At 61.9% G+C, this 16,345-nt stretch carries 14 protein-coding genes; 6 read left to right on the top strand and 8 right to left on the bottom strand.

Translation table 11 applies throughout. From position 1 onward, the window contains the following. Positions 1–13 precede the first annotated feature (13 nt). From BTW08_RS10035 to BTW08_RS10025, 3 genes are all read left to right on the top strand, one after another. A complete protein-coding gene (locus BTW08_RS10035) occupies positions 14–3,424 on the top strand; it encodes a transglutaminase family protein (protein ID WP_075562384.1) in 3,411 nt (1,136 codons plus the stop codon). Between the two features lie 263 nt (positions 3,425–3,687). After that, positions 3,688–6,183, top strand: coding sequence for a circularly permuted type 2 ATP-grasp protein (locus tag BTW08_RS10030; RefSeq protein WP_168170653.1), 2,496 nt, complete (start codon positions 3,688–3,690; stop codon positions 6,181–6,183). A gap of 58 nt (positions 6,184–6,241) precedes the next feature. Then, positions 6,242–7,144: a transglutaminase family protein gene (locus tag BTW08_RS10025; protein WP_075562382.1), complete on the top strand. Its 903-nt coding sequence runs from the start codon at positions 6,242–6,244 to the stop codon at positions 7,142–7,144. Positions 7,145–7,247: 103 nt separating this feature from the next. Here BTW08_RS10025 and BTW08_RS10020 read toward each other — a convergent pair whose 3' ends face one another. Next, positions 7,248–8,441 (bottom strand): benzoate/H(+) symporter BenE family transporter, encoded by a 1,194-nt coding sequence (locus BTW08_RS10020; protein WP_075562381.1) that lies wholly within the window; start codon positions 8,439–8,441, stop codon positions 7,248–7,250. A 187-nt stretch (positions 8,442–8,628) separates the two neighbouring features. On the opposite strand from BTW08_RS10020, the gene BTW08_RS10015 reads away from it, so the two are divergent. Beyond that, entirely contained in the window at positions 8,629–9,177 is a 549-nt protein-coding gene (locus BTW08_RS10015) for a helix-turn-helix domain-containing protein (RefSeq protein WP_075562380.1), read from the top strand. A gap of 20 nt (positions 9,178–9,197) precedes the next feature. On the opposite strand, the gene BTW08_RS10010 is transcribed toward BTW08_RS10015, so the two are convergent. From BTW08_RS10010 to BTW08_RS09995, 4 genes are all read right to left on the bottom strand, one after another. Then, positions 9,198–10,178 carry an N-acetylmuramoyl-L-alanine amidase gene (locus BTW08_RS10010; RefSeq protein WP_075562379.1) on the bottom strand — a complete coding sequence of 327 codons (981 nt, stop codon included), beginning with the start codon at positions 10,176–10,178 and terminating at the stop codon, positions 9,198–9,200. After that, a complete protein-coding gene (locus tag BTW08_RS10005) occupies positions 10,175–10,921 on the bottom strand; it encodes a DUF3307 domain-containing protein (protein WP_075562378.1) in 747 nt (248 codons plus the stop codon). The genes BTW08_RS10010 and BTW08_RS10005 overlap by 4 nt, the downstream gene beginning before the upstream one ends. Further along, positions 10,918–11,553 carry a hypothetical protein gene (locus tag BTW08_RS10000; protein WP_075562377.1) on the bottom strand — a complete coding sequence of 212 codons (636 nt, stop codon included), beginning with the start codon at positions 11,551–11,553 and terminating at the stop codon, positions 10,918–10,920. The genes BTW08_RS10005 and BTW08_RS10000 overlap by 4 nt, the downstream gene beginning before the upstream one ends. Before the next feature lie 231 nt (positions 11,554–11,784). Continuing rightward, positions 11,785–12,732: a GGDEF domain-containing protein gene (locus BTW08_RS09995; protein WP_168170652.1), complete on the bottom strand. Its 948-nt coding sequence runs from the start codon at positions 12,730–12,732 to the stop codon at positions 11,785–11,787. Positions 12,733–13,510: 778 nt separating this feature from the next. On the opposite strand from BTW08_RS09995, the gene BTW08_RS09990 reads away from it, so the two are divergent. After that, on the top strand, positions 13,511–13,888 hold the full coding sequence (locus BTW08_RS09990) for a histone-like nucleoid-structuring protein, MvaT/MvaU family (protein WP_075562375.1): 378 nt from the start codon (positions 13,511–13,513) through the stop codon (positions 13,886–13,888). Between the two features lie 98 nt (positions 13,889–13,986). Here BTW08_RS09990 and BTW08_RS09985 read toward each other — a convergent pair whose 3' ends face one another. From BTW08_RS09985 to flgA, 3 genes are all read right to left on the bottom strand, one after another. After that, positions 13,987–14,439 (bottom strand): flagellar protein FlgN, encoded by a 453-nt coding sequence (locus tag BTW08_RS09985; protein ID WP_075562374.1) that lies wholly within the window; start codon positions 14,437–14,439, stop codon positions 13,987–13,989. 36 nt (positions 14,440–14,475) lie between these two features. Continuing rightward, positions 14,476–14,751 (bottom strand): flagellar biosynthesis anti-sigma factor FlgM, encoded by a 276-nt coding sequence (flgM, locus tag BTW08_RS09980; RefSeq protein WP_075562427.1) that lies wholly within the window; start codon positions 14,749–14,751, stop codon positions 14,476–14,478. A gap of 115 nt (positions 14,752–14,866) precedes the next feature. Continuing rightward, positions 14,867–15,640 (bottom strand): flagellar basal body P-ring formation chaperone FlgA, encoded by a 774-nt coding sequence (gene flgA / locus BTW08_RS09975; RefSeq protein WP_083627800.1) that lies wholly within the window; start codon positions 15,638–15,640, stop codon positions 14,867–14,869. A gap of 281 nt (positions 15,641–15,921) precedes the next feature. Between flgA and flgB the strand changes: the two genes are divergently transcribed. After that, the gene (gene flgB, locus BTW08_RS09970; RefSeq protein WP_075562372.1) at positions 15,922–16,341 is read left to right on the top strand and encodes a flagellar basal body rod protein FlgB; all 420 of its coding nucleotides are present in this window, start codon (positions 15,922–15,924) and stop codon (positions 16,339–16,341) included. Positions 16,342–16,345 lie beyond the last annotated feature (4 nt).

Raw genomic sequence — 16,345 nt, 5'->3', positions numbered from 1 at the left:
CCAAGAGATCGCCATGACCCTACGTGTTGCGCTGTCTCATCGTACCTCTTACGTCTTCGACCGGCCGATTCACCTGTCGCCGCATCTGATCCGACTGCGGCCGGCGCCGCACTGCCGCACGCCGATCGAAGCCTATTCGCTGGAAATTTCGGCCAAGCCGCAATTTCTGAGCTGGCAGCAGGATCCCTTCGGCAACTTCATCGCCCGCGTGGTCTTCCCGGAGACGGTGACGCGACTCGACGTGGCGGTCGAGGTGATCGCGCCGATGACGGTGATCAATCCGTTCGATTTCTTCGTCGAGAGCTACGCCGAGAATTATCCGTTCGCCTATCCGCCGGCCTTGCGCAAGGAGCTGGCGCCTTATCTCGAGATCGGCGAGCGCGGTGAACGCCTGCTGGCCTGGCTGGCGGCGGTGCCCAGAGACGAGCGCGGTATTGCCGATTTTCTGGTAATGCTCAATCAGCGCCTGCAGCAGGACATCGGTTATCTGGTGCGCATGGAAGCGGGCGTCCAGAGTGCCGAGGAGACGCTGGAGAAGGCGCTGGGTTCGTGTCGGGATTCTGCCTGGCTGCTGGTGCAGATCGCGCGTCATCTCGGCCTGGCGGCGCGTTTCGTCTCGGGTTATCTGATTCAGCTGACGGCCGACGTCAAGGCGCTGGATGGGCCCTCCGGGACCGAAACCGACTTCACCGATCTCCATGCTTGGGCCGAGGTCTTCGTGCCCGGCGCGGGCTGGATCGGGCTCGATCCGACTTCCGGTCTATTGGCCGGGGAAGGGCATATCCCGTTGGCGGCGACGCCGGAGCCGACCAGCGCCTCGCCGATTGTCGGTTACTCCGACGAGTGCGAGGTGACGTTCGATTTTTCGATGAGCGTTGAGCGGATCCACGAGGATCCACGTGTCACCCGGCCCTATAGCGACGATCAGTGGCAAGCGATCGAGCGTCTCGGCGAGCAGGTCGATCGCCGTCTGACTGCCGGAGACGTGCGCCTGACCATGGGTGGCGAGCCCACTTTCGTGTCGACCGACGACATGGAGGCCGACGAGTGGAACACTGCCGCCCAGGGCCCGACCAAGCGCCGGCTTTCCGGCGAGCTGCTCAAGCGGCTGCGGCGCGCCTTCGCCCCGGGCGGTCTGCTGCACTACCGGCAGGGCAAGTGGTATCCCGGCGAACCGCTGCCACGCTGGGCACTGGCCTGTTACTGGCGCCGGGACGGTCAACCCGTATGGCATGACGAGCGTTGGCTGGCCGACGACGGCGCTCAACCCGGCCACGATGCCGGGGACGCGCTGCGCTTCGGCGAGGCCCTGGCCGAGCATCTGGGTGTCAACGCGAATCACCTGCTGCCCGGATACGAAGACGCCTTTTACTATCTGTGGCGCGAGCAGACCCTGGCGCTGGACGTCGACCCGCGTCAGCACGATCTCGATGACGATGAAGAGCGTCGGCGTCTGGCGCAGCTGCTGGAGCGTGGCCTCGGGGACGTGGTCGGCTACGCGCTACCCCTGCGTTACGCACCGCGATTGCACGGTTGGCAGAGCGGCGAATGGCCGCTGCGCCGCGATCATCTCTATCTGATTCCCGGCGACTCGCCCATGGGCTTGAGATTGCCGTTGTCGTCACTGCCACAGGTAGCGTTTGGCGACGTCGATCAGCCGCGTTCACTGTGGGCGCCATCGGTTGCGCTCGAAGATTCGCATGCCGGGGTGACACGACGCTATCAGGCCGTGCGCCAGGCCGTCGAGGCGGGCCCCGCGGGTGCGCAGCGCGAGAGTGCCGAGAGCCTGCCCTACAACGCCTTGAGCGGTGGGCGCCGGCCCGGGTCGGCGGGGCAGGCGGTCGCCGACGAAGCGGTCAGCGACCGGCCCGGTTCGATCAACGATCAGCCCGAGACCATCAACACCAGCCTGTGTCTGGAAACGCGCGCCGGCCAGCTCCATGTCTTCGTGCCGCCGGTGACCCGGCTCGAGCACTATCTCGAACTGATCGCGGCCATCGAGCAGACCGCCGCCATGCTCGAGATGCCGGTGGTCGTAGAAGGCTATCCGCCGCCCGCCGATCCGCGCCTCAAGCAGTTTATGATCACCCCGGACCCCGGCGTGATCGAGGTCAACATCATGCCGGCCGAAAGCTGGTCAGGCCTGGTGGCACAGACCGAGACGGTCTACGAAGAGGCCCGGCAAACCCGTCTCGGCGCCGAAAAGTTCATGCTCGATGGTCGTCATACCGGCACCGGTGGCGGCAATCACGTCACCCTGGGCGGCGCCACGCCCGCGGATTCGCCGTTTCTGCGACGCCCGGCCTTGCTGGGCAGTCTGGTCAGCTACTGGCAGCGCCACCCGGCGCTCTCCTATCTGTTCTCGGGGCTTTTCGTCGGCCCGACCAGTCAGGCGCCACGCGTGGACGAGGCACGCCATGAGTCGCTGCACGAACTCGAAATCGCGCTGGCGCAGCTGGAGCGAGAGGAGACCGCGCAGCCCTGGCTGGTGGATCGACTTTTCCGGCATCTGCTGACCGATCTCACCGGTAATACCCATCGCGCGGAATTCTGCATCGACAAGCTCTATTCGCCGGACAGCGACACCGGAAGGCTCGGCCTGCTCGAGCTGCGGGGCTTCGAGATGCCGCCGCACCCGCGCATGAGCCTGATGCAGGGTTTGCTGATCCGCGCGCTGGTCGCGCGCTTCTGGGATCGGCCGGCGTACGGCAATCTGGTCCGTTGGGGCACTGCGCTGCACGACCGCTGGATGCTGCCGCACTATCTCTGGCGCGATCTCGAGGAAGTGCTGGGCGATCTCGCCAATGAGGGGATGACCTTCGCGCTCGAGTGGTTCGCGCCATTTCTGGCATTTCGCTGTCCGGTACTGGGGCGCGTCCAGTATCAGGGGCTCGAACTCGAACTCCGCCAGGCGATCGAACCCTGGCACGTGCTCGGCGAAGAGGCTTCCGGTGGTGGTACGTCGCGCTATGTGGACTCCTCGGTGGAGCGACTGCAAGTCAGGGTCAGCGGCATGAGCGGGGATCGGTATGTCGTGACCTGCAACGGGCATCGTGTGCCGCTGAGGGCCACGGATCGCAACGATGAAGCCGTGGCCGGAGTGCGTTACCGCGCCTGGCAGCCGCCGTCCGCGCTGCATCCACGGATACCGGTTCATGCGCCGCTGGTGTTCGATATCGTCGATACCTGGAATCGGCGTTCGATCGGTGGCTGCAGCTATCACGTGTCGCACCCGGGCGGACGCAACTTCGAGCGCTTCCCGGTCAATGCCAATGAGGCGGAGGCACGGCGTCTGGCCCGATTCGTAGCTCATGGTCATCGCCAAGGTGTCCACGATGTGCCCGAGCTGAACGTCAGTCGCGATTATCCGTTCACGCTCGATCTGCGCGAACGCGGAACGGAAATCGACTCGCGCCATGGCTAAACCGGGATATGATAGCGGCCGATAGAAGGGCGTCGTCCCTGGAACCGGCGGCGTGGCATCCTTTTGCCGAGCATGGCGTTCTTTTGATGAACATGGTGTTGCTGTGATGAGTGACGCCCTTTGGATGAATAGGGGAACCGACGATCTCGTCGAGCCCCATGGCACCGGCAGGAGCCCGGTGATGACCGGCCGCTGGGAAGGAACCCCGGCGCATACGCAGACAAAACACGATGGTGGCGAGCGAAACGCTTCGGACTCCCTGGTTGGAAAGCTACGCCCCCGGTAGCGCTCACGATGCGTTGATTGCCAGCGATGGCTCGGTGCGCCAGCGCTGGCTGCCAATGTTGCATCAGTTGGGCCAGCTGGGGCGGGAGGCGCTGGTACAGCGAGCCGACGAAGTGCAGCATCTGCTGCACGAAAACGGCGTGACCTACAATCTTCCCAACGACGAAGCCGGCAGCCGGCGTCAGTGGTGGCTGGATCCACTGCCGTTGGTGATCTCGCCTCAGGAGTGGCAGCCACTCGAACAGGGCTTGCGCCAGCGCAGCCGGTTGCTGGCCGCCGTGCTCAAGGATATCTACGGGCCACGTCGGATGCTGGCGGAGGGCGTGCTGCCGGCCGATGCGCTCTATGCCAATCCTGCTTTTCTGCTTCCCTGCGATCAGCTGTTGAGCGAAGACCATCCCGGTCTGCTGTTGCACGGGGTGGATCTGACCCGCGATGCGCGCGGCCACTGGCGAGTGCTGGCAGATCGTGTCCAGTCGCCTTCGGGCGTGGGCTTCGCGCTGGAAAATCGCATCGCCATGGCTCGCGCGCTGCCGGATCTCTATCGTCGGGCGCCGCTGAGACGGCTGGCGGGCTTTCTGAGCGCCCAGCACCACTCCCTCTCATCGTTGTCACGCCTCAATTTCGATCACCCCACCATCGCGTTGCTGGCGCCGGGCCCCGGGCATGACAGTCATTTCGAGCATGCATACCTAGCCAACTACCTCAATCTGGCCCTCGTCGAGGGCAGCGATCTGGTGGTACGCGACTCGCGTGTGTGGATGCGCACGCTGGGTGGCCTTCAGCCGGTGGACGTATTGTTGCGTCACATCGGTGATGCCTGGAGCGACCCGCTGGAACTGCGCGGCGACTCGCTGATCGGCGTGCCCGGCTTGCTCGAGGCGATTCGCGCCGGTGGCGTCGGCGTGGCCAACCCCCCGGGCGTGGGCGCGCTGGAGCATCCATTGATCGCGGCGCACCTGCCCATTCTTTGCGAACGACTGCTCGGCGAAACGTTGCAGATCGAGGGCGTCGAGCGGCACTGGTGTGGTCAGCCGGAGGGGATGGCCTGGGCGATGGCCGGATTCGAGACGCTCGCTTTCCAATCTCTGGATGAAGGATCGGTTTTGATCTCGGTGGCCGATCTGAGCGAGGAGGCGGCCAGCCAGCTGCGCCAGTCCATCGTCGCCCACCCGGATCGTTACGTCGCTCAACAACCGCTGGAGGCGGCTACCGCGCCGTTTTTCAGTCGCGACTGCGCCGAGCTGACACCACTGTCTTTCAATGTGCGTTGCTTTACCCAGGCGGTCTTCGACGCCGACTATCGTTTCAGGGCTTACGAAACCATGCCCGGCGGCGTTGCCTGGCAGGGCGCCCCGGGCAGCGCGATGCGATCCAGTCAGTGCGTCAAGGATGTCTGGATCACCGCGGATCAACCGCAGCCGCATGTCAGTCGGTTGCGGCGTTCGCGTCAGCCGCTGGTGGTGACGCGCGATGGTGCCGATCTGCCGAGTCGTGTTGCCGATAGCCTGTTCTGGGTGGGGCGCTACGGCGAGCGACTCGAGGGACGGTCTCGACTGCTGCGCGAGGCCCTCTATCGGCTACTGGAACAGGATCAGGAAGGGCTGGCGGATGAAACGCTGATCGATCTGCTGCATCTGATGGAGCCCGATTCCGCGTCGCCCGATGCATTGCCGGTGGAACCGTTCGTCGCGCATCGAGAGCGGCTGCTGGCGCTGTTTCAGGAGAGCCGGGACGGTGGTCTGCCGATGCTGATCTCGCGCATGGTCAACAACTGTCGCGCCGTGCGTGACCATCTCGGCGACGATGCCTGGCGCGTCTTCAATCAGCTTTGTCAGGAGTCGGCGCGGTTGCCTCACGCCGGGATCGATCAGGGCCGGCGGTCGGTCGAGACGCTGATCACCCAGCTGGCGGCCTTCTTCGGTCTGTGCAACGAGACCATGCCGCACCACTTCGGTTGGCGTTTCATGGATATCGGACGTTTTCTTGAGCGAGCACTGGCGACCTTGAGGCTGTTGCGGCTAGCATTGATCGATTCGGCGCATGCCGGCGAGTCGCTGTGGGATGTGGTGTTGACGACGACGGATAACGCCACCGCCTATCGACGACGTTACCGCAGTGAGCTGCATCCGGCGGCCATTCTCGATCTGCTGCTGTTCGACGAGGCCAACCCGCGCTCCGTGGGCTACATGTTCAAGCGCCTGGAACGTCAGATCGAACGTCTGCCCCAGCCGAGCAACACGCCTTATCGTAGCGATGAAGCCAGGCTGCTGATCAAGGCTCGTTCGGCGCTGCACCTGGCCGACCTGGCGCTGCTGGCGAGACTGGACGACGACGCCGAGGCCAAAAGCGCGCTGTCGGAACTGCTCGATGCCCTGACCGCGCCGCTCGAAAGGTTGTCGCTGGCCATCGAGCATAGCCATTTCAGTCACGTCGAGGCGCCGCGCCAGCTGGTTCCCATGCAGGCGCAATAAATACGCTGCCCGTTGCTCTGGGCATGGTTCTTCGGCTCGCTCGTCACAGGATTTCAGCATGCGCTACCGCGTTCGCCATACGACTCGCTATGACTACGCCTCGCCTGTCTCGCTGTGTCACAACGAGGCGCGCCTCACGCCTCGGATATTGCCCTGGCAGAAGATCGAGGCCACTGAGCTTACGATCGAGCCGCGCCCGGCGGTCGTCAGCGAACGCGCTGATTTCTTCGGTAATCGAGTGACGCGTTTCAGCGTTCAGGAGATCCATCTGGCATTGTCGGTCACCGCCTCGACCGCACTTCAGACCCAGGGGCGCCCGCTGCCGCCGAGCGAGGTCGACAAGGATTGGCAGTCGGCCGCTAGCCATGCCCCTCGATTGCCCGAGCTTCGCCAATTTCAACTCGATTCGCCGTTCATCATGCGGGAATCGGCACTGCGAGCGTTCGCGATCTCTAGCTTTTCGCCCGGTCGTCCGTTACTCGAGGCGGTGGGGGACCTCAACCGCAGGATCTTCGAGACGTTCACCTACGACCCCGAGTTCTCGACGCTGGCGACGCCGGTGCGGGAAGTCCTCCGGGCGCGGCGTGGCGTGTGCCAGGATTTCGCGCATCTGATGATCGGCTGCCTCCGCTCGCTGGGCCTTGCCGCCCGCTACGTCAGCGGCTATCTGGAAACGCTGCCGCCGCCGGGGCGCCCCCGGCTGATCGGCGCCGACGCGTCGCATGCCTGGGTCGCGGTCCATGTCCCGAACTGGGGTTGGCTGGAATACGATCCGACCAACGGCAATCTGCCCGGCGAGCGTCATCTGGTGCTGGGGTGGGGAAGAGATTACGGCGACGTGCCACCTCTCAAGGGCATCATGAACGGTGGCGGCGTGCATGAGCTCGAGGTCGCCGTGGACGTCGCGCCGATCGGTGATGGCGACGAAGGCTCGCGACAGGGCGCGTTGAGCGGCATCTAACCCGTCGTTCAAGACGCCAACCTACAGCCATCCGCCGTCCGGTCAGACCGACAGATTCTATTCAGGGTCAATTCAGAGCCAGCGTCAGGGCGAGGGGCAGGGTTCAGCCGTGGCGCGGTGGCGACAGGACGAACAGCGACAGCAGCCCGGCTGCCAGTCCCCAGAACGCCGCGCCGACGCCAAATAGCGTTACCCCTGAACCGGTCACCAGAAAGGTGATCAGCGCCGGCTCGCGCTGATGGCTTTCGAGCAGGGCACGGTGAAGACTGCCACCGATGGTGGAAAGCAGTGCCAGGCCGGCAATCGCCAGCACCAGGCCCGAGGGCAAGGCATCGAATAGCGTGCCGATCGAGCCGCCGAAAAGTCCGGCCACAAGATAGAATCCGCCGGCGCAGATCGCCGCCGGGTAGCGCCGATCCCTATCGGGGTCGACTTCCGGCCCCATGCAGATCGCGGCGGTGATCGCAGCCAGACAGACGCTGAAGGCGCCGAACGGCGCGAGAACGAGCGTCGCCAAGCCGGTCCAGATCATCAGCGGCGAAATGGGCGCGTCGTATCCGGCCGCGCGCAAGGTGGCCACGCCCGGGGCATTCTGCGACGCCATGGTCACCACGAACAGCGGGACGCCCACGCCGATCAGGCTCGATAGCGAGAAAGTCGGCCAGACCGGCTGGGGTGCGGTAATGGTCAGGCCGGCCTGATGTGTATCGATCTCGCCCAAGGCTGCCGCCACGCCGAGTCCGACCAGCAATACCATGACGATGGCGTAGCGGGGCTGCCAGCGCTTGGCGGCGAGATAGGTCAGAAACATGGCCAGTACCAGCACGAAATCGCCTTCCAGCGAGGCAAAGGCCTCCAGCCCGAAGCGCAGCAGCACGCCGGCGAGCATGGCGGCGGCGATCGATTGTGGAATGATCTGCATCAGCCTGGCGAACCAGCCGGTAATACCGCAGATCAGGATCAGGACCGCGCTGAACAGGAAGACTCCGATGGCCTCGCTGAGCGGAAGGCCTGGCAGACTCACTGCCAGTAGTGCCGCGCCGGGCGTCGACCAGGCGGTCAGAATGGGTTGCCGATAGTGCAGCGAAAGCCCGATCGAGGTAACGCCCATCGCCAGGCCGAGCGCGCTCAGCCAGCCGCCGATCTGAGCGGGGCTCGCACCGGCTGCCGCGGCTGCCTGGAAAATGATCACCGCGGAGCTGGTGTATCCGACCAGAACCGCCACGAAACCGGCCGTGACGTGTGACAGAGTGATCCTTGGCAAGGCGAATCGACGGCCGGTGGGTCTGCGAGCCATGAAAGGTCTCTCGAAAGCGATCTGGAATGTGCGTTATAACGCACACGCTGAAACAATGGCAATGTGCGTGATAACGCACGCCGTTGTATTCTCGAGCTTTGCCGGCTCACTCGCCATGGCTGCGGCGGTGGATTGCGGGTAGCGTGGCGTCGGTAGCTTCTTTGAGGACAACCTGTTGGGAGACAGCATGGAGGCGGACCTGACGGCCATCGGCCGCCACTTGAAAAAGCACCGCAACGAGCGTGGCTGGAGTCTTGACCGGGTCGCTCGGGAGAGCGGCGTGAGCAAGGCGATGCTGGGACAGATCGAACGCGGTGAATCCACGCCGACCGTATCGACGCTGTGGAAAATAGCCAGTGGGCTGCGAGTGCCGCTTTCAGGCTTTCTGGTAGCGGAAGGCGCGCTACAGCGCCCGACAATGGCACCGCGCCATCACGATGCCTCGGGGATGATCGTGACGCCGCTGTTCGCATTCGACCCTGCGCTGGGCTTCGAGATGTTTCTGATCGAGATGCCCCAGGGCACGCTCAGCGAATCGACGCCGCATGCCGCCGGTGTGGTCGAACATCTGATCGTGCTGGAAGGGGTGATGGAGCTGCGCCTAAGCGGTGATTGGCAGACCCTCTCGGCCGGAGACGCCGTTCGGTTCCCGGCGGATCAACCCCATGCCTATCGCAACCAGTCCCGAGCGCCGGCCAGAATCCATGATCTGATTCACTATCCGTTCAACCCGTGAAGCGCCGCGGGTATCGGTTTTCACTGGCCTTGATCGCGGTCTTCTGGTCTGTCCTCGCATTGCGCTGACCTCGTCAGGTCATTGGTGGCCAGTTCGTCGTCGGCCAGGTCGTCTATCAGAGCTCCGCCAGCCAGAGCCTGGGGCCGGTAGCGGGCCAGCAGCGCCCACAGCGTCGCCGCGGTATCGACGTCCGGCTGGCCGCTGTAGCTGGCCGGGCGAAAATGCATCTGGAACGCTCGCAGCACGTTCCGAGTGCGGCCATCCAGCTCGCCGGTGATATCGATGGCATAGCCATAGGCGTTCAAGGCTTGCTGGATCTGCCGGATCGTGGGGGCGCAACGCGTGAACTGCTGGCGGTAGGCGACGACATCGGCGTCGTTCGGCCAGGCCCCGATACCGGCGTCGTGGAGTCTTTTCCACGGAAAGCGCGGGCCCGGATCGATCTTGCGTGACGGGGCGATGTCCGAATGGCCCAGAATCGCCGTCGGCGGCAGCTGGTAGCGGTGAACGATGTCCTTTGCCAGGGCGATGACCGCCTCGATCTGTGCCTCGGAATAAGGTTGCCATTGTCGCCCACGCGGTGACATGTCCTGCGGGCCGCGGTTGACGATCTCCACGCCGATGGACGTATCGTTGAGCTGCGTGCGGTCTTCCCAGGCGCTGATGCCGGCATGCCAGGCGCGATCTCTCTCGTCGACCAGTTGCCAGATCCGGGGCAGGGTATCCGTCGTCGCAGGCTGCCTGGGTACCAGGTAATGCGAGCTGACATCGGGCCCCAGCAGGGTGTGCATCGCTCTGGATTCGTCGGAATCCGTGTAATGCAGAATCAGGTAGCGGATGCGCTGGTTGTAGGCGCGGGAGGGATGCGCTTGATCGGCGATGTAGCCGTCTCGGACTTCGCTGGTGGGGGTGCCGGCGCAACCGGCCAGCATGATCAGCAGCAGCCAGCCGGTCAGATGACGCATGACGCCCAGGGGCAGTTCCTCGCGATTGAATGTCATAGCACGCTCAGCAGGTAACGGGTCAGCAGGCCCAGCGTCAATGTCAGCGAGAAACTCAACATCGTGCCGAGCAACACGTATTCGGTCAGTTTGCGATCACGGTCTTCATACAGATCGCCGAAGCGCAGCACCGATTTGGCCGTCAGCAGGAAGCCGATCGCGGCCATCTGATGGCTCAATACGAAAGTCAGAATGAGAAAGCGCTCGAGCATGCCGATTCTGGCTCCCGCGTCGGCCAGCGTGCCGCGGGTATCCACGCCTTCGCTCCAGCGTCGCATGATCAGCGCGATCAGGATCGAGGCGGGGCGCATCACCACGAGATAGACCAGCGCGATCAGCAGGGTCTGAGGCTGCCATAGCAGGTCGAGTTCGACAGGGAATCCCGACAGGCTGGCATCGATGATCCACCACCACACGGCGGCCAGAATCGCCAGATGCAATCCCTGATCCACCAGGAAGAAACTGACTCTGCGCGGTGGGGTATAGCTCTTGAGTACATCGATCAGCCCGTGGGTCAGCCCGATGATCAGCATGGCGGCAACGGCTTTCAGGATGTCGACGCCAAATACGACCATGACCGCCAGGCTCGACAACGAATGAATACCCACATGCCAGTAAAGGGATATCGCGCGCCAGTGATCGCGCTGCTTCTGGCTCGCCCAGGCATCGCTCTGCAAGATGAAATCCGAAAGCGTGTGGCACAGCAGCAGAGCCAGCAGCAGCGACAAGTCGATCTCGTTCATGTCAGCGCCTCCAGCCGTAACCGGGCAAGATCGAGGAAGTCGCGAATCAACGGCCAACGCGCGGCGCTCAGGCGGCGGTTGACAGTGGGCTGGGAACGTTCCAGTCGTCGTGCGAGTTCGCTTTGAGAGAGGTCGGTCGTCAGGCTGAAGCGAACCACTTCCGCGGCATTGTGGCTCCAGTGGCTGATGATGTCGTCGGCGAAGCGGACCAGCAGCTCCAGATCGGGCTGTGGCGGCGTGATGAACAGCCCCAGGCGCTGATGGCCGCGACTCGTTATATCGTCCAGACCTTGCCCGGAACGCACGAAAGCTTCTCCATCGGCATCGACGAAATTGTCTAATGTGGGCATCTCGCTCTCTCCGATGCCGACCGCAATTCGGGCATCCCACATCTGCTGTCGAGAGGGCGAGTGCTCGATGAGACTCGCTCGCATGATGACGGCCGCGATAAGGGCATCCTGGGGTTTGGGTATCGCCAACTGGAAAGCGTCGCCACGAAATCGCATGCCTACCGCGCCGAGCGTTGTCTCGAGACGCCCGAGGCCCGTGTCCATCGCCCGACGCAACTTGCGCTTGTCGGTAATATCACGGGAGGCAACGATGTCTCCGCTGAGCACGCCGATCACTGACATGAGGCTCCTCGCCGATAGTTTCCGATTGGGAATGTTAACTATAGCGTAAAAAAGCTATTTTTAGATTTATGCATGAAAAAGGCTATAAATAAAGCGTATTGCCGATACGCCGATAAGCTCAATCTAAATAAGGGCTGTATAAATATCCAGTTATTGCGTGTAAAAAATGTTGCCTGAATGGCACGAGCCGTCCAGTTTGCGTCGAGACCCCACAATCTCTGCGGCGCGATCTCAAAGGTTCGGCAGTGGAGTGTCGCAGAGCGGAGGATCGGCCAGTTCGGATTCGGCAGGGGTGGAAGGGGAAGAGTGGGATCGGGGCGCGCCGATCAATCTTGCCGCGACCCGATTTCTACCATGCGCCTTGCAGTCGTAGAGCGCCTGGTCGGCATGCGTGATCATATCGCCAATATCGACCAGCAGACCATTCGGGCTGGTCACGACTCCGACGCTGACGGTAACGACGTCAGCCACCGGTGAATATTCGTGGGGCAGTCCCAGTGCCTGAATCATGCCGCGCATGGCATCGGCCAGCGACCAGGCTTCCTCTTCGTCGATATTGATCAGCAGCACCAGAAACTCTTCGCCACCCAGACGTATGACCACATCGGTGTCCCGGCGAAAGGTGTCCTTCAGCACGCCGGCAAGATCGACCAAGCAGGCATCTCCGGCGGGATGGCCATAGTTGTCATTGAACGGCTTGAAGTGATCGACATCGATCATCATTGCGGAGACCGTGCAACTCAGCCGCCGGCTCAGCGGGATCAGCATGTCGAGACGGCGCTCGAGCAGACGGCGATTGCCTAGTCCGGTCAACGGATCATTCAATGTCTGTTCCAGCAGTGCGGCATTGTGACGACGAGACTCTTCGATCAGCGTCTGCAATTGCCTCGCCAACAACCCGACGGCATCGAGGCGCTGCGAAAGTTCGGCGGGCATCTCTTGCGGCGTATCGCTGAAATCGTGTTCGAGGCTGACATGATCCGTCAGGCGCCGTATCGGCATCAGCAGGCAGCGGTCGAGTAACCACAGGCTGGTCCCCAGTCCCAGCAGACCGATAATCACTGCCCCCAGCACGATGATCGCGAATGGACGCCCCGCGGCTGCCTGCCAAGCGACTCCCACTATCAGCGCCGAGGTACATAGCCAGATCCCGCCGACTGCACCTGTCGTCTGTTTCAAGAAATGAATTTTCATTGTAGGTATTGTCTTCCATCGAGGTCGCAGGTATCGATGCATCGCTTTTTTGCGTAGCCGTGGTTATTGTGTCCCGCCTTGTCTACGGTGTTGCCGTTGCCCGGCCTTGAAGTCGAATTTCATGCCTGGCTCCGATGCTCGACCGTTGCATGGAAGGCCAAATGCAAGACTGTTGATACTTGGCCGGCTACTAGTCGATATCGACGGTATGAAGCAGAAACTGTAGCGCTGAAGGCCGGCGCACGGAAATGACCCAATAGCCTTGATGGGTGAACTTTTCATGCGACGCTATTTGCTTATTGGAAATTTCATCCGGTAGCGCCGATGGAGAGCGCCATGGATTCCGGCCCTGCGTCGTGCGCCCCGGCGGTCTTCCGGTCGCTGCTCTTCAGGTGTCTGGTAAGGTTCACCGTCGCCTGTTTCATTGTCTATTCCCCGTCGACATTATTTCGGTCATTATTTTCCTACGGCTATCTTCCTATTTCGGTATCGTTAAGTCAGAAAAGACTCGATTGTCGATCGATAAAGAACGATCCCCATAGAGCCATCCACAACGAGTGATGGGCAAAGTTGTTGAACCTGGAAACAGGTCCGAGACAACTATCTCGAGAAGGGTAATCAGAGCGAGTCGTCACTCACCTGCACCTCAATAGAGATTTGTTATTGCTCGACTTTAAAAAAATCATCCGGGCGCGCTTGCAAGTTGGCGGATATCCGCAATAATGATCACGCTTAAACCAATCCGCAACGGAACAACGAACGCATGTCTCTACTTAGCGATTACGTCAAAAAAGAACAGCTCCTGAAGCAGTTGGAAGAAGAGCTGAAACGCATGGAAGGCGATCAGCGCCTGAAAGCCGAAATCGAGTTCAAGGAAAAGCTCGAAGCGCTGATGGCCGAGTACGGCAAGACGACACGTGATGTCATCGAACTGCTCAACCCGAAAGCCGATAGTGCACCGGCGGCTGGTCAGACCGGTTCCACCGTCGGGCGTCGCAAGCGCAAGCTGAAGATCTACAAGAATCCCAAGACTGGGGATGTGGTCGAGACGCGCGGTGGTAACCACAAGACGCTGAAAGCCTGGAAAGACGAACACGGCAGCGATACCGTCGAGTCCTGGGTCGTCAGAACGGAAGACTGAGCGCTTTCTAACTTTTTACGCGCTTAGATGAAAGAACCCTCCGCCGTTGTGTCTCGGCGGAGGGTTCTGCGTTCAAGCGCTTTTCGGCTCTGGAAACGTCAGGCCTTGGAGCTGATGCCGCCAAATCCGTGATGGCGGGATTCACCGTTGCGACCGTAGACGCTGCCCCCAATGGCACGATTGAGAAAATCGATAGCCTTCTGGTTGTGCTCCAGGCGCGCGGAGATGATATGGCCATTCAGCCGGTTGTTCCGGCGAACCTGCTCCGCTAGCTGACGAGTGCGCTGCCACGTAACGTGGTGATCCAGCGCCTGGGCAAACTGCTCTGCGCCCTGACTTCCTAGACTGAACCCCATTGTCTGCTGATATTCGCGGCGTTGTTTCTCGATGCGGTCGAGCTCGTGGAGCTGCTGCTGCTTGAGTGCTGCCAGGGCGCTCAGACGCTCCCCATCGACCTTGCCCTCGCCGAGACAGCCGGCTTCCTCATCGAGCGTTTCAGCGAACGCCTGCAGCAGGGTCTTTTGCTCGACAATCAATTCGGCTGGCGTCATGCGGCGGTTCCTGAAACGGGTTTTAAGATCGGATGTTCAGCGCTCACCCAGCATATCGCGGACGCTCTTAACCAGACCGTCGGCAATCTTGCCGGTGTCGAGCTCGAGGCGGCCTTCGGAGATCGCCTGGCGAATCTCGTTGACGCGAGCGGTATCGATGTCACTGCTGTCATCGGCAGTCGCGATCTGACTCAGCGTCGTTCTGGAGCCGGCGGCCGTGTGAGCACCCTCGACCGTCTCTGCACCTTTGCGCTGCTCGGTGGCTTCATTCTGAGCCGGACGAGTCAGGGGATGTGTTTGATCGATTTTCACGGTCATTACCTCATGGCTGGATGCACGATCCTGTGCTTGCCTACGTTATCGGCAGAACCCGCGGGAGCTGAAAGAGATTCGGGCAGAGTTTTGTGAAGAAATTTATCTGAACGGTTCAGAAATCGACTCGCAGTTGATCCTGGCCCGTCACTCGGCCCTGCAGGATCTGGTTGGATTCCGTCTTGAGTCGAATGGTACTCCCCAGCCCGCCATTATCCAGTGCCTCGACGCTACGGCTGACATGAAAGCCCTGGCCGACAGCGGTGAGTACTACCGTGTCTCCTCGTTTTACCATCCATGGCTCTCTGAGCATATTATCGGTCAATACCGCGCCGTCGGGAATGCGCCGGGTCGCGATCATGCCTGCGGCCTGACCGATGTCGTCGAGATAGCCGCGTCGCAGCCGCGAGATGTCCGACTCCTGCCAGCCAAGCTCTGCCGCATCGATTCGCTGTCCGGGAGCGATCGATTGCTGTACCACCAGATGGCGAACCATGGCCGAGACCGTTGCCTGCAGGTAGCGCGTTCGCTCGCCCTCACTCCCGCAATGTACACCGACCGTGACCCGACCCTGGGGAATGCCGGGTCGCGGCAGAAACGGCTGCGGTGCCGGACAATCGCCCAGATCGGCAGCGCTGTCCCGGATCTCGATCGTCACCTGGTCGCCGAGCGAGGCGGTTCGCTGTTCGAGAAAGCGCTTCACGCTGGCGGATACCGTGTCGCCGGTCGGCAATTCGGCATCGGCTTGGGCGATCGAGGGTATCGGTAGCAGAGAGAGTGCGAACAGCGATGCCATCAGCGTCGTGGCGCCGACCCACAGCAGTCGCCGGAGAGCAGGGCGGTATTTCGATCGGGGGCGCTGGGCTGCTTCTGGGGGGGCGACACGCATATCACGGCTCTCGGTGGGTATGCTCTAGGTGACTAGTGAGGAGCGCGGTACATCGCGTCGATTCATATCGCTGGCACATGTGTCCCGTAGCCGTTCTTGGATACATGGCGCCCATCGACGCAATCCTCCACGTTGGATAGCGATTTTAAGCCTGAACCTACAAGAGCATTGATGAAAATGGCGCGCAATTAACGGTCTGTTTACACGTTTGATGCGAGCCTCCCGCCGCTATTCTCCATCCTGTCAATTTTCCAGCGAACGCCATTCGAGGTGCAGACGGCATGTTCGACAAGTTGGATAACGCGCTGCGCTTTCAGCAGGAAGCCATCAATCTGCGTGCAGAGCGTCAACAGGTGCTGGCGAACAATATCGCCAACGCCGACACGCCCAACTTCAAAGCACGCGATTTCGACTTCCGTGCGGAGTTGAATCGGGTCATGGAACAGGGCCGTAGCGAGTCGTCCGGCGGACTGTCGCTGACGCGGACGTCGGCTCGTCATATTCCGGCTCAGGCCAGCGGTAGATCGGGCGTGGAAAATCTGGGCTACCGCATGCCGGATCAGCCGAGCCTCGACGGCAATACGGTCGACATGGATCGCGAGCGCTCGGCCTTCGCCGATAATTCGATGCGCTATCAAGCGGACGTCACTTTCGTCAGCCGTAAAATCCAAGGGCTGAAGAAAGCCATGCAGTCGGAGTAACACG

The organism is Salinicola sp. MH3R3-1 (assembly GCF_001937155.1).
In the GTDB taxonomy this organism is placed as follows: Bacteria; Pseudomonadota; Gammaproteobacteria; order Pseudomonadales; family Halomonadaceae; genus Salinicola; species Salinicola halophyticus.
Note: the sequence above shows the minus strand (reverse complement) of the source record. Positions and strands in the feature narration are given on the sequence as shown.

Coding starts and splice junctions, on each gene's coding strand:
- BTW08_RS10035 (WP_075562384.1), top strand. CDS start 14: ATGACCCTACGTGTTGCGCTGTCTCATCGTACCTCTTACGTCTTCGAC.
- BTW08_RS10025 (WP_075562382.1), top strand. CDS start 6,242: ATGCGCTACCGCGTTCGCCATACGACTCGCTATGACTACGCCTCGCCT.
- BTW08_RS10020 (WP_075562381.1), bottom strand. CDS start 8,441: ATGGCTCGCAGACCCACCGGCCGTCGATTCGCCTTGCCAAGGATCACT.
- BTW08_RS10015 (WP_075562380.1), top strand. CDS start 8,629: ATGGAGGCGGACCTGACGGCCATCGGCCGCCACTTGAAAAAGCACCGC.
- BTW08_RS10010 (WP_075562379.1), bottom strand. CDS start 10,178: ATGACATTCAATCGCGAGGAACTGCCCCTGGGCGTCATGCGTCATCTG.
- BTW08_RS10005 (WP_075562378.1), bottom strand. CDS start 10,921: ATGAACGAGATCGACTTGTCGCTGCTGCTGGCTCTGCTGCTGTGCCAC.
- BTW08_RS10000 (WP_075562377.1), bottom strand. CDS start 11,553: ATGTCAGTGATCGGCGTGCTCAGCGGAGACATCGTTGCCTCCCGTGAT.
- BTW08_RS09990 (WP_075562375.1), top strand. CDS start 13,511: ATGTCTCTACTTAGCGATTACGTCAAAAAAGAACAGCTCCTGAAGCAG.
- BTW08_RS09985 (WP_075562374.1), bottom strand. CDS start 14,439: ATGACGCCAGCCGAATTGATTGTCGAGCAAAAGACCCTGCTGCAGGCG.
- flgA (WP_083627800.1), bottom strand. CDS start 15,640: ATGCGTGTCGCCCCCCCAGAAGCAGCCCAGCGCCCCCGATCGAAATAC.
- flgB (WP_075562372.1), top strand. CDS start 15,922: ATGTTCGACAAGTTGGATAACGCGCTGCGCTTTCAGCAGGAAGCCATC.